Raw genomic sequence first — 14415 nt, 5'->3', positions numbered from 1 at the left:
AAAAAAAACTTTAGCCACAATAACGATATCACATTTTAGTTTGATTCACAAGTTATTTATGCATACGCTTACAAAAAGGCGTGGTTTCCCATGCCTAGTTATTGATACCATGATGATATCCGTTTGTATTTACATCAATTGTTTCAAATGTATATCCTAAATTTTGATAATATGAAATAATTTCTGGAAGAGCTTCAACGGAAGAATGACTTCCTGAATGATCATGAGTCAGCATCATGACAGAAGGATAATTTCCATATGATTTTGCAGTTTGTATCAAAGTGGATGCTGGCAGAGCACTGTTGCCATCACCACTTGCCGCATTCCAGTCAAAATATTGATAACCTTTATTCTGGACTTCTTTTGACAAACGACTCATGATGCCAGAATTATAATTGGCGGAAACAGTATTAGAAGAACCGCCTGGGAAACGAATGATATGAGAACGTACACCTGTTTTCTCATAAACAACGTCGCTAATTGCCTGTAAATCACTAAAATATGCAGCTTCATTTGCATAAACTTGCGCATAATTATGAGAATAGGTATGTAGGCCAATCGCATGTCCTTTCTCATGCGCAATCCGGATATAATCAAGATAACCAGGGGATTGTGCTGTCACAAAGAATGTTGCTTTTACATTGTATTGATCAAGGATATCTAAGATTGCCGGTGTATTTGCGCTGGGACCATCATCAATCGTTAAATAAATCACTTTTCCTGAAACTGATTGTGGTTTTGTGACTGTGACAGTAATTGTTTTTTCAGATCGATTATGATGTTTATCTTTTGATTCATATGTCACATGATACGTACCAGCTTTTTCAGTATCTACATCATTTTTTATGACAGTGATTTTCACTTTACCATCACGCGCATCATTGGCACTTACCCCATATAATGCATCAAAAGAATCACCTGCCTGTAAAGTGATATTTTCTGCTTTGATGACAGGGGGCGTTTTATCTTTTTCTTGTATTGTTAGTGGTATAGTGGCGATTGTTTCATTTCCGCCTTCATCTTTTACGATGATATCGACATTTTTCTTACCAGTTTTATCAAAAGCTTCATCTTTATTTTTCAATACAACCGTTGTTTTTGTATCATCTTTTATTTCTTTGATACCATCTTTTAAATCAAAAGCTTCTCCAATTTCAATAGAAACAGGTTTCGTTGTGACTTCTGGCTTTTTCGTGTCTTTTACCTGTACATCTAATGCAAAAGTTTGATCTTTGATTGCATATAATATTTGATAGGTGCCCAGCTTTTTATTATTTACTTTGTCATCTTTCACAGATACTTGTTTAATATCACTGTGTTCTACCTTTTTAATAAAGGACATCGCATCATATTTAGAATTGATTTCAATAATTTTCGGCTCATGAGAGAAGATGATATTTGGTGTAGTGAAATATAGATATCCCATAACAGCCAGTGCACAAGCAATGATTATGAGTAAAATATAGATGATGATGCGTTTCTTTTTCATAAAGAACACCTCTTTTCTTTATGGTACCATGAAAAAATCAAAAAAAGTAAAAATATGTTAGAGATAATGCTTCACAAATAAAACTTTGCCGATGACTTTAACAGGCAGCATTTCTGCTTCTTTACTAGTAAATACTCGTGGTTCAACTGTAGGGTTTTCCGCAACCAGTTCTACCTTTGTTCTGTCTTTATAATAACGTTTTATCGTGACTTCATCACCAATACGAATTAATGCGATATCACCATTTTTTACCGTTTCACATTGATGAACATAAATATAAGAACCATCTACAATACCAGCATTGATCATGGAATCACCTTCAACTTTTAGAAAATAATCTCCACGTTGATATTCTTCTAGAGATACACTTTCTTCACCGAGATAATCATTTTCAAGAAACATATCATAACCAGCCTTCGCCATGCCAAGAACTGGCTTTTTCAAAGTGATGGCGGTTCCCTGCAAAACAGATTGCACATCATAACCAAGCACACGACTCATATTTTGTGCGGTTTCTTCCTGTATTGTTTTAACCTCACCACGCAGCCATCGTCCAACTGTGATATGTGTCACATGAAACTGTTGTGCAATTTCTTTATTAGACAGCTGATAACGATTTTTGTAATCTAATATGATGTCTTTTAATTCCATAGTTACCACCTCTATTTTGATTATACCGTATTTTATTTCAATTGAAAAGCGATTTTACCAGAAAAAGGAAACATAGTATACATAATTTTGTTGATTATGTATATTTTTGGTGTTAAAATACAATTACGGAGGTGGCAGGAATGGAACGAATCTATCTATGCATTGATTTAAAAACATTTTATGCATCGGTGGAATGCGTGGAACGTGGACTTGATCCTTTTCAAACGAATCTTGTTGTGGCAGATCCATCCAGAGGCAAAGGTGCTATTTGTTTGGCAATATCACCAAAATTAAAACAGCAGGGCGTACGCAATAGATGCCGTATTTTTGAAATTCCAGATACAATCGAATATATCACAGCACTTCCCAGAATGAAATTATATATGCAATATGCCGCAGATATCTATGGAATCTACTTAAAATATATATCTAAAGATGACATTCATGTATATTCCATTGATGAAGCATTTCTGGATGTGACAGAGTATCTGAAATTATATGAAATGGATGCGAAAAGGCTTGCGAAAAAACTGACAGATGATGTATTTGATACAACAGGAATCACTGCAACTGTTGGTATTGGCACAAACTTATATTTGGCTAAAATAGCTTTAGATATCACTGCTAAACATACCCCTGATCATATGGGATATCTGGATGAGGAAACGTATAAAAGAACGCTGTGGCATCATCGGCCACTAACTGATTTTTGGCAGGTAGGCAGAGGGATTTCTAAACGGTTGGAGAAATATGGATTTGTAGATATGTATGATGTTGCCCACGCACCAGAAAAGGTTTTATACAATGAATTTGGGGTTAATGCAGAATATTTGATAGATCATGCACATGGTATAGAGCCAACCACCATCGCAGATATAAAAAAATATATTCCCAAAACGAATTCAATTTCTAATAATCAGATTCTTTTTGAAAATTATGAATATGAAGATGCGTATCTTGTGATAAAAGAAATGGTGGAATTGAATGTTTTAGATTTAGTAGAAAAACATGTGGTTTGTGATCATATTGGGTTATATGTTGGCTATGCTGAAGATGACGTTTCCTCAACCGGAGGCATGCGGAAGTTATCTGTTGTGACAAACTCATATCAAATTTTGTTGAAGGAATTTTTAAAGTTATTTGAAGAAACCACAAACAAAGAAGAACTGATACGTCAGATTGGTATAACATTTGGTAATGTTGTAGATGAAACATATGAGGCTTATGATATATTTACGGATTATGAAGATATCAAAGAAGAACGAAAGCTTCAAAATACACTTGTGGAAATTAAACAGAAGTATGGGAAAAATGCAATCTTAAAAGGAATGAATTTATGTGATGCAGCGACAACGATGAAAAGAAATAAATTAGTAGGTGGTCATAATGCAGAATAAAGCAGATAAAGCGATGCGGGCAAAACAGTTTCTGCCATTTGAATCTTTAAAAGGTTTTCATGAGTATTTGAAAAGCAAAGAACGGGTTGTTGTGGAAAGAAAACAGCTTTCTAGTGATGAATATGAAGAATTAAATAGGAAAATTCTTCAAGTGAAAAAAGGAATGATGATAAAAGTGATTTATTATGAAGGTAAACAAGCCATTGAAGTTGAGGGGATGGTCACTAAAATTGATTTAGAATTTACAAAAACAATCAGAATTGTGGATAATAATATCCTTGTGAAAGATATTGTGGAAATCAGTGGGAAAGATATTGTGGAAAAAATCTTATAGCTTTTACCAGATATAGGCAGGTTCTTCATTATGAATAATTGCCTGATAAAGCTCATGACGACCAACGATTTTTAAGCCACCATATATTTGATCTTGTACTGTATAGGAGGGATCAATGATATAGTAATAATCAATGACATCATTCGTAGATGCATAACCAATCACAATAATCATATGATTGCCATGATATAAATCAGGATAAAGTCCCATTACATCAATTGCGGTAAATACTGGATCATGAGAAGCAATATCTGATTTCACACGTTGTTCAAATAAGGCCTGGCTTTGAGAACTTTGGTCATTAATCGCAAGTGTCTGTACACGATAGCCTGGTTCGTTTCCTTCAATATGCTGTTTGTGGAAAAGATATGCATTTAAGGTATTTGCTAAATCAATGTATTCCGTACCTGTAACCGTATCTGTATGCATTTCTTTTGATAACTGTGTCTGGCTGACTTCTATATCATGATAACGTAAAACCATTTGTACGCATGCAGGAACACAAAAATAATTATTCTCTTGTACACTTTGTGGAACATCAAGTTTTATAACATTTTGTTTATCCTGTTCCTTATGTTGTGGCTGCTCATCTTGCTGATTAGGGTCTGTGATAATTATTTGTGTGTTTGTATGATCATCTTTATTTGTTTTATCATCTTTATCAGGTGTTTGTTGATCTTGTTTATTTTCAATTGGATGATCCTTTTGCTTCTGATCAGACTCATTTATATAGTAGAAAGTGCAGCCAATCACAATGATGATTATAATACTTACCAATTTGAATTTCATACACTTCACCGCCTTCATTTATACAACGAAAAAAGGAAGATGAATATTTCATACGACAAAGAAAAAGATGATTTTCCATCATCTTAGCTGATATGATCATTTCTAAACTGTTTCATAACTGTCGCTATCACGTTCTAGGATTTTACCAGCTGCATCTTTCACAACATGTGGCTTATTTATAAAATTAATGCTTGGTATCATCATAGCTTTTTTGTCTATGTTTGGCTATAATAAAAGAAATAAAGATACTATGGAGGATACATATGAACATAAGAAAAGTCTATGGTTTATTTTTCAGCCCAACAGGAAATACAGAAACAGTAGTGAAAACTTGTACTAATCAAACAGGCAAAGAATTAAATGTCACTATCGAATATGTAGATTTTACATCACCTCAGCAACGCAATATGGAATACAGTTTTTCATCAGATGATTTTGTAATCATAGGAATTCCTGTATATGCGGGAAGAATTCCTAATAAACTATTGCCATTTATTCAAACAAAGCTAAAAGGAAATAAGACTTTAGTGATGCCTGTTGTAACTTATGGCAATCGCTCATTTGATAACGCATTAAAGGAACTTTCCAATGAATTAACAGCACATGGTTTTTATAGTATTGCTGCTTTAGCTGTGCCATGTGAACATGCTTTTTCATCTCGAATCGCAACAAATCGCCCTAACAAGGATGATTTAAAATGTTTAGAGTCTTTTGTTGAAGAAGTAGTGATGAAGTTAAAAACATCAAAGAATCTTCCTGCATCACTTTCTATACCTGGAGATGATATAATTGATGCTTATTATACACCATTAGGTATTGATGGAAAGCCAGCAAAATTTTTAAAAGCCAAACCAAAGACAAAGGTGGAAAGTTGTACATCCTGTGGAATTTGCGCAAATAATTGTCCAATGGGTGCAATATCCTTTGATAATTTTATAGATGTTCCTGGCACTTGTATCAAATGTCAGGCATGTATAAAAAAATGTCCTACTCATGCAAAATATTTTGACGATGAAGCATTTTTATCTCATGTGAAAATGTTGGAACAAAATTATAAAAGACGCTTAGATATTCAATGCTTTTACTAAATAGAAAATAATACGTTTATAATCGTTGCTTATATATAAAAAAAGAGGCTTTTTCAGCCATTCCTGATATTCTTATCTAAATTGGCGCCCTCTGCAGGAATCGAACCTGCAATTAAATCTTAGGAGGGAAAAAATCACGATTTTACCTCATCTTCCCTTTTCGTCTAAAATCACGAATTATCCTTTATTTATGGGCTTTTTTTGAATTGGTGAACACTTTTTTCTTTCCTAATTTTCCTTTAAATATTAGCTATTTTTTAAGGTCAAATTAGCAAGTCATTAGCAAAACTATTCAGTAACCATCAGTGTTTTTTAGCACTTTTAAAAAACGAAATTAGCAAATCGGGTACTTTTTTAAAAATTTTGTGTAAAACTACATGAAATAAGACCTTTTTACATATCCATTCCATGCGATTGGTTATGTAGAAAGGAGGTTTTTTTATGCCATATGGAAAAATTATTGCTATCGCAAATCAAAAAGGCGGTGTCGGTAAGACCACAACATCTGTTAATCTATCTGCAGGATTATCATTAAGAAAAAAGAAAGTTCTTTTAATTGATTTTGATCCACAGGGTGATTCTGCAAAAGCGTTGGGTTATACAGAGCCTAATAAGATGAAAGATACAATATCTAACATCATGCTTGAAATGATTGTTTCTGATGAATGTGATATTGAAAATCGAATTATTCATACAGAAGAAGGATTTGATTTAATTCCTGCTAATGAAAAACTGTCAAATATTGAAAAGACGCTAGAAAACATTGAAGATAAAGAAACGGTTTTAAAAGATGTTTTGAAACCAGTTAAAGACAAGTATGATTTTATTATTATTGATTGTAGACCATCTTTAGGTATGCTTACCATCAATGCCTTTACTTGTGCAGATAGCGTAATTATCCCCACACAGCCTGAATATTTATCCGCAACAGGAACACAACAGTTATTGAGTAGAATACAAAAGACGAAAAATGATCAAAATCCTCAATTAGAAGTTGAAGGAATCTTAATAACGATGACTGATGAAAGAACATTATTGGGAAAAGAAATCAACAGACAGATTCATGAGAATTATGGAAAACATTTTCATGTATTCACAAATAAAATACCTCGTCGTGTATCCATTGCAGAAAGTTCAGCAGTAGGAAAAAGTATTTTTAAGTATGATTCTAAAAGTGATGGTGCAAATGCCTATCATGTACTTGCAAGGGAGGTGGACTTAAATGCCAAGAGAGAGATTAAACGGCATAGAGATTCCATCGCTCGATGATGATGTGTTTGAAAGTGATGACAAGAAAGCATTAGATCAAGCAGAAAAGGTAATTGAAATCAAATTAAATAAGATTGTTGATTTTCCTAACCACCCTTTTCAAGTGAGAGAAGATGAAGAAATGTTAGAATTGATTGATTCTGTCGGTAGAAACGGTGTACTTATGCCTGCGATTGTTCGCCCAACAGAAGATGGCAAATATCAAATGATTGCAGGACATAGACGAAAGTATGCGAGTGAAAAGAACGATAAAGCAACTATGCCTGCTTTAGTAAGAAGTTTAACTGATGATGAAGCAACCATTATAATGGTGGATACGAATTTACGTCAAAGACAAAATATACTTCCGTCAGAAAAAGCATTTTCATATAAAATGATGTTAGATGCATTAACTCATCAAGGAAAACGCAATGATTTAACTTCGGTCCCACTGGGTCCGAAGTTAAGAGCAAATGAAGAACTTGCTCAAAAAGTAAAAGAAAGTCAAACACAAATTAAAAGATATATTCGCCTAACCTACCTATCAAAAGAATTGTTAGAGTATGTAGACAACAACAAAATTGCACTTCGTCCAGCAGTTGAAATCTCTTATTTAACACAAGAAGAACAACAATCTTTACTCTACTACATTCAATTAAATGATTGCACACCTTCACATGATCAAACAATCAGAATGCGTAAAATGCACGATGATGACACACTTACTGATGATACAATTCGTAACATCATGGAAGAAGAAAAACCAAATCAAGTTGAGAAATTCAGAATTACTAAAAATCGAATTGAAAAGTTCTTTAAGCCTTCGACGTCAGCTAAAGAAATGGAAAACGAGATTATAAAAGCACTTGAATATTATCAACGATATAAAAATCGCAATAAAAACAGAGGCGAGAGATAAAATTATGACGTACAAGGGGTTAGTGTCGATGATAGATGATAGCCACTTTTTTGCTTCTCCCCCTTTCCACACCTAACCCCCTATACCAACTCTTATTACCAACTCAAAAAGAAATATGGGGATATATCTTAATACTATATAGAGATGTAATATAGTAAATAGTACATTTGTTTTCAATTTCATTCATTGATAAACTGAATGCAAGAAACGAGGTGTGTGTATGAAAAAGAAAATTCTTTATGTTATTGCTTTAATTCTGTTATGCAGTGCAGGTTGTTCCAATGCTCAAGAAAAAGATCATCCAAACAAAGAAACAGTAAAAGACAAAGTTACAGTAACAAATCAAACAAAAGAAGATAAAACAACGCAACAAGAAAAAGAAGAAACAAAAAATGAGGATAACGATGATACAAAGAAAGAAGAACAGCCATCATCAACTAAGCAACAATCTTCATCTAATACAAAAAAATCTTCCCCTAAAACAGAAGTGCCTCAAGTGAATCAACCTAGCAAGGAGAATACAAAAGATACTTCAAAACCAACAAACAAACCAAGTAATCCACCTAAACAGGATATTCCTGAAACTCCACCAAAAGAGGAAGTTAAGAATACACCTGTCAAACAGTCTGCAATGGAAGTGGAAGTTTTAAACAAAATCAACAATTACAGGGCAGATAACGGATTACAACCTTTAAGCAGTTCTCAGTATTATCAAGAAAAAGCCAATGCTCATGCATATGCAATGGCAGAAAAAAGAGCATTATGGCATGAAGATAATGGTGAGTGTATTACCAACTCGCCTGATCCATTTACTGCTTGGATCAATTCATCTGAACATAAAAATATTGTCCTTACTCCAAACAATACCGTTGGTGTTGTCGCAATCTATTATGTAGATGGATATTATTATTCTGTATTTAGAACTTATTGGTAATAAAACAAAAAAATATATGATCAATCAAGGCACGAAATAACATCGTGTCTTTTTTTTGTGAAAGGAGAAAAACAACATGAAAAAAATGATAAGAAAACTCACGCTTTGTTTTGCGACTTTTGTCTTAATGTTTACTTCTGTTTTTTCAAATATTGCAACACCTGTTTATGCAGCAAGTGAAACAACGTTTTTTGAAGTAAACAAAGCAGATGAAGTGATTAACGAAGCAAAGAAACATATTGGTAAACCATATGTATGGGGTGCAAGCGGTCCAAACAGTTTCGACTGTTCAGGATATGTTAGTTATGTATTAAAACAAACGGGATTATCTTTAGGTGCAGACCGTATTACAACCTCTAGTGCTATTTCATTTTTAAATGGAAAAGGAGTTACTGCTTATCAGTATCCTACCAATGAAGCCAATCCAAAGAACGCTAAAAAAGGAGATTTAATTTTCTATTTTGATGCAAGTGGTGAGGCTATTCATATGGGAATTTATATGGGAAATGGACAAATTATTCATTGTGCAGCAAGTATGCCTAGTGGTCCTCAAGATCAAGTTATGATTAGCGGTGTTGATGAACTAGGAACAAAACATGGTACAAGCATTGTTACCTATAAAGTCTATCGTGTCTTTCCACAAGACGGTGGAATGCGAATTAAAAAAGTTAATGAAGATGGACAACCACTTGCAGGCGTTGTATTTGAAATTACCATGCCTAATGGTACAAAAAAAGATGTAACAACAAACAGCAGCGGTATTTGGGATAGTGATGAAGCTGGTGTTCGTTTAGAAGTTGGAACTTATACAGTAAAAGAAAAATCAACGATTCAAGGATATTTATTGGATAGTTCAGTCAGAACGGTAGAAGTCAAAGCAGGACAAAAAGCAAGCGAAAATGTTTTAGTCGTAACAAATAAAGCACCTACTGGAGAAATTACGCTCACAAAATACAATGATGATAAAAGTGCAACTGTTGCAGGTACAACTTATCATGTAACAAGTAATACAGGCTATGTGAATGATGTAACAACGAATGAAAGTGGAAAAATTCATTTAACCGGATTAAAATTAGGAACTTATACTTTTGTTGAAACTCATGCTGCTGATGGGTACTTGTTAAATGGAGAGCCTATCACAGTAACTCTATCTTATAAAGATCAACATACTGCAATCATTACAGCTTCAACAGAACAAATCAATAAAGAACCGACAGCAAGCATTTCTTTGAAAAAAGAGGATAACGAAACAGGTAAAACACCACAAGGCGATGCGACACTCCAAGGTGCTGAATATCAACTTATTGCCGGAGAAGATATTTACAATAAAGCACATACAAAGAAATTTTATTCTAAAGGTGAAGTCGTTGCGACTCGTATTACTGATGAAAAAGGAAATATGAGCGATGTGAAAGGATTGCCATTAGGTTTTTACCAATTCAAAGAAACAAAAGCAAGCAATGGATATTTAATTGATCCTACGATTTATGATATTCACTGCGATTACGAAGGACAAAATGTTGAAGTTGTTTTAAGAAATCAAACATCAAAAGAACAAGTCAAAAAACAAGCATTCCAAATCATTAAAGTTTCGACAGAAGGCAGTGAAGAATCTGATTTAGTTGCAGGTGCTGAATTTACAGTAAAACTAACAAGCGAAGTCAATCAAGTTGGTTGGGACAAAGCAAGAGTTTATGATGTTTTAACAACAAACAATAAAGGATATGCTAAATCAATCGAACTTCCTTATGGAACATATACAGTCAAAGAAACAAAAGTTCCAAATGAAATGATGCCAGTTGATGATTTTACAGTCATTGTTGATGAAGATAATCGTGAACCTCAGGTATGGCGTGTATTCAACGATGCGCCTTTTAAAGCACTGATCAAAGCAGTCAAAGTTGATGAAGAAACAGGAAAAACGGTTTTGCTTCCTGATACAACATTTAAAATCAAAAACTTACAAACAAATGAATATGTCGGTCAATGGGTTTGGTTCCCTATTCCTCATTATGTAACTGAGTTTAAAACTGATGAAAGTGGTACAGTAACGACACCAAATACTCTAGAGGTCGGAGAATATCAATTAGAAGAAATTCACGCTCCTTATGGGTATGTCTTAAATAGTGAACCTATTAAATTTAAAGTATCTACATCGACTCCATATCAAATGGCTGAAGATGGAAAAACACCAATCATCATGGTTACAAAAGAAAATAGATCTGTCAAAGGAAACATCGAGGTATTTAAGATCGGTGAGCAATTAGTTGGTACAAAAACCGATGAACAAGGAAACATTCAATTTGTGTATGATAAACTTCCGGTTGATGGTGCTACATTTATCCTTGAAGCAGATGAAGATATTTACTCAGCGGATAATCAAAAAGATTTGATTTATTCAAAAAGACAAAAGATTGAAGAACTTACCACAGAAAACGGTTATGCAATATCTAAAGATCTTCCTCTAGGTAAATATAGTATCTATGAAAAAACTGCTGGTGATGGTTTCGTATTAAATAAAGAAGTCAAACACATTGAGTTGAAATATGAGAATGAAAACATTCCGATTGTCTTTGAAAATATTGATTATGAAAATCAAAGACAAAAAGTAGATTTGAATGTTATCAAAAAAGATAAAGAAACAGATACCTTATTAAAAGGTGCAGTTTTTGGTTTATATGCCAGTGAAGATATTTATGGTATTGAAAACGCCACACGTTCAATGACATTACTGATTGAAAAAGGAACATTGATTGAAACAGCAACTACTGATGAAAATGGAAAAGCTGTATTCCATGCAGACTTACCAATCAATGCGACCTTTGAAATCAAAGAAATAAAAGCACCGATTGGTTATGCAAGCAGTGATACTGTCATTTCTATTGATACCAAGTATCAAGGACAAGATAAAGAAGTGATTGAATTTGAACCTGTATTCAAAAACGAAATCACAAAAATCGAAGTATCGAAAAAAGATATTACCAACGATGAAGAAATCGAAGGTGCATTTATGTGCGTGTATCCAAAAGATGATAAAGGTGCAATTTTTGATTCATGGATCAGTGGACAAGATGGTAAAAATGAAGATGGGACAATCAAACCGCATATGATAAAAGGTTTAGAAGTTGGCAAAAAATATATTTTAAAAGAAATCAGTTCCCCTTATGGATATGCAATTGCCAATGAAATTGAATTTACTGTTAAAGATACAGGCAAAGTACAAGGTGTAGAAATGAAAGACGAAATGGTCTTTGGTCAAGTAAAATGGAACAAATCTGGTGAAATCTTTATGTCTACTGTAACAGGACAAAATGAATTTGGTAAAACGGAAAGTCCGGTATGGGAAAAATCAAATTTATTAGGTGCAGAAATCACGATTTATGCTGCTCAAGATATTACGATTGGCAACCATACTATCTATAAAGCAGATGAAAAGATTGAAACTTTAGAAAGTGATTTAGAATCTGTATTAAGCAAGAAACTTCCAGTTGGTCGTTATTATTATCTTGAAACCAAAACACCACATGGTTATATCAAAGATACAAGCAAACATTATTTTGAAGTCAAAGACAATCAAATCAATGAACTTCAAACAATAGAATCAACTTTAGAAAACAAACGCCCTACGGTTGATATTGATATGACAAAAGTATTAGAAGAACAAAAGAATTTTAAAAATCCAAATGCATACAAAGATGTCGTGTTTGGTATTTTTGCTCGTGAAGATATTTATAACTATAAAGGTGAAATTGCAATTCAACACGATACCATGATTTACACTTCAGGAATCAATGAAGATGGACATTTATCTTTAGCAGATTCTTTTGATTTACCGAACGGTGTTTATTATCTCAAAGAATTATCTACGAATGGACAGTATGTTCTAAACGATACGGAATATGATTTTGAAATTGCCTATCATGGTGAAGATGTTTCTAAATATACTGTCATGATTGGTGTAAATGGAACCATCAATAACGAACTTGCACGAGGAACGATCCAAGTGAAAAAAGCAGACAGTAACGATGTAGAAAAAATCTCGTCAGGAATAGATTTTAATATTTCTGTAAAAGATGATATGAGCGAAATCATTCAAACCGTAAAAACAGATGATAATGGTATTGCGACTTTTGATGATCTAGAACTAGGCGTTTACTACATTCAAGAAGCCAAACAAGTTGATGGGTATGTACTAAATGATCATATCTATAAAGTAATCGTTACAAAAGATAGAGATATATTAGAAGTTACTTGTGTGAACAAACCGACCGAAATGGTATTCAGCAAACAAGATTTCACTACCGGTAAAGAATTAGAAGGCGCTCATATGAGTGTTACAGAGAAAGAAACAGGAAAAGTCATTGATGAGTGGGTATCTACAAAAGAACCACATCAAATCAAATATCTTGTTGAAGGAAAAGAATATATCCTTACTGAAAAAATAGCACCAAAAGAATACGAAATAGCAGAAAGTATTACATTTACTGCAAAAGACGGAAATAAGATTGTCATGAAAGATAAATTAAAACCAAAAACTCCACAAACAGGCGATGAAACCAATGTTAGATTATGGGCAACCTTAGCACTTAGTACAGGTGCTGTTTTAGCAGCAGCGATAATGTTGAAAAAACGAAAAGATATGAAAGAAGATAAATAGATTAAAATGGGCAGAACTTTGTTTTCTGTCCTTTTTACATAGGAAGGAGGTCAAGTATTTTTATTTTTTAAACACCAAATATAAGGAGGTCAATATGAAAGAAATCAATTTTAAAGATACAAGAGGATCATCACTGTTTAAAATCAAAAATGGATCTTCTATTATGTTGCAAGCACTTGATAATAAACCTGTAAGCATCACTTGTCGATATATTGATGAACGCAGTTTTTATTTAAAGAACGCTCGTTTTTCATTTAAAGAATTTGCCGAACTGGTAGAACAAAACAGTTGTATTTTTTATCCTGAACATGGAACTGCAAAAACATATGAAATTTATCAAATTCATTCAGATAAGGAACATGATTATAAATTTATGCACTACTCTTATGCAAAACATCAATTTCATGCTAAGCACTATACAAAGGTTTATATGGGCATGATGTCAGAACAGACTTCATTAGAATCGATATTTTATAAGCACAATCTTGATTATCGCCCTTTTGCTCGTAAAATGCGTTCTCTTAGTGTGAGTAATGTTATTGTTGTAAACGATCATGGAAAAAGCAAAGCCTATTATGTTGATAGTTTTGGCTTTAAAGAAGTTCCACAGTTCCTGCAACAACTTAATCAAACAAAACACAAAGAGTATGCAAGATAATAAACTGCTCATGTAAAAAGCAATTTAAGGAGGTGTTATCTATATGGCAATCAGTTATTATCAAGCAACGAAACTTTACGAACAAACACTCAAAGATATTTCCAAAAACGAATTTACTTGGAAACAATTCTTAACATCTTCATGTAAAAATTATCGTCTATCCTTTGATGATATGGTTATGATTTATGCTCAAAGACCAGACGCAATCGCAGTCTTAGAGATGGAAGATTGGAATAAAAAGTATGGATTAT

At 33.3% G+C, this 14415-nt stretch carries 11 protein-coding genes; 8 read left to right on the top strand and 3 right to left on the bottom strand.

From position 1 onward, the window contains the following. Positions 1–94: 94 nt before the first annotated feature. Together DW761_RS09895 and DW761_RS09890 are read right to left on the bottom strand one after the other, a co-directional pair. Entirely contained in the window at positions 95–1489 is a 1395-nt protein-coding gene (locus DW761_RS09895; protein ID WP_117517899.1) for a polysaccharide deacetylase, read from the bottom strand. Positions 1490–1546: 57 nt separating this feature from the next. Further along, complete coding sequence (locus tag DW761_RS09890) at positions 1547–2140, bottom strand: LexA family protein (RefSeq protein WP_117454876.1); 594 nt, start codon at positions 2138–2140, stop codon at positions 1547–1549. Positions 2141–2280: 140 nt separating this feature from the next. Here DW761_RS09890 and DW761_RS09885 point away from each other — a divergent pair, with 140 nt between their 5' ends. Both DW761_RS09885 and DW761_RS09880 read left to right on the top strand, forming a co-directional pair. Then, positions 2281–3537, top strand: coding sequence for a DNA repair protein (locus tag DW761_RS09885; protein WP_117517897.1), 1257 nt, complete (start codon positions 2281–2283; stop codon positions 3535–3537). Then, positions 3527–3871, top strand: a complete 345-nt coding sequence (locus DW761_RS09880; protein WP_117517895.1) for a YolD-like family protein — start codon at positions 3527–3529, stop codon at positions 3869–3871. Before DW761_RS09885 ends, DW761_RS09880 begins: the two co-directional genes overlap by 11 nt. A gap of 3 nt (positions 3872–3874) precedes the next feature. Here DW761_RS09880 and DW761_RS09875 read toward each other — a convergent pair whose 3' ends face one another. Next, positions 3875–4660 (bottom strand): C39 family peptidase, encoded by a 786-nt coding sequence (locus DW761_RS09875; RefSeq protein WP_158553782.1) that lies wholly within the window; start codon positions 4658–4660, stop codon positions 3875–3877. A 263-nt stretch (positions 4661–4923) separates the two neighbouring features. Here DW761_RS09875 and DW761_RS09870 point away from each other — a divergent pair, with 263 nt between their 5' ends. From DW761_RS09870 to DW761_RS09845, 6 genes are all read left to right on the top strand, one after another. Beyond that, positions 4924–5748, top strand: a complete 825-nt coding sequence (locus DW761_RS09870; protein WP_117517891.1) for an EFR1 family ferrodoxin — start codon at positions 4924–4926, stop codon at positions 5746–5748. A 441-nt stretch (positions 5749–6189) separates the two neighbouring features. Further along, positions 6190–7017 carry a ParA family protein gene (locus DW761_RS09865; protein WP_054322386.1) on the top strand — a complete coding sequence of 276 codons (828 nt, stop codon included), beginning with the start codon at positions 6190–6192 and terminating at the stop codon, positions 7015–7017. After that, on the top strand, positions 6971–7915 hold the full coding sequence (locus DW761_RS09860) for a ParB/RepB/Spo0J family partition protein (RefSeq protein WP_054322385.1): 945 nt from the start codon (positions 6971–6973) through the stop codon (positions 7913–7915). The genes DW761_RS09865 and DW761_RS09860 overlap by 47 nt, the downstream gene beginning before the upstream one ends. 220 nt (positions 7916–8135) lie before the next feature. After that, entirely contained in the window at positions 8136–8849 is a 714-nt protein-coding gene (locus tag DW761_RS09855; protein WP_054322384.1) for a CAP domain-containing protein, read from the top strand. Between the two features lie 76 nt (positions 8850–8925). Then, positions 8926–13506: a SpaA isopeptide-forming pilin-related protein gene (locus tag DW761_RS09850; protein ID WP_117517889.1), complete on the top strand. Its 4581-nt coding sequence runs from the start codon at positions 8926–8928 to the stop codon at positions 13504–13506. A 94-nt stretch (positions 13507–13600) separates the two neighbouring features. Continuing rightward, positions 13601–14164 (top strand): YodL domain-containing protein, encoded by a 564-nt coding sequence (locus tag DW761_RS09845; protein ID WP_054322380.1) that lies wholly within the window; start codon positions 13601–13603, stop codon positions 14162–14164. Positions 14165–14415: the final 251 nt, after the last annotated feature.

It is taken from the genome of Absiella sp. AM29-15 (assembly GCF_003434225.1).
GTDB lineage: Bacteria > Bacillota_I > Bacilli_A > Erysipelotrichales > Erysipelotrichaceae > Hoskinsella > Hoskinsella hominis.
Note: the sequence above shows the minus strand (reverse complement) of the source record. Positions and strands in the feature narration are given on the sequence as shown.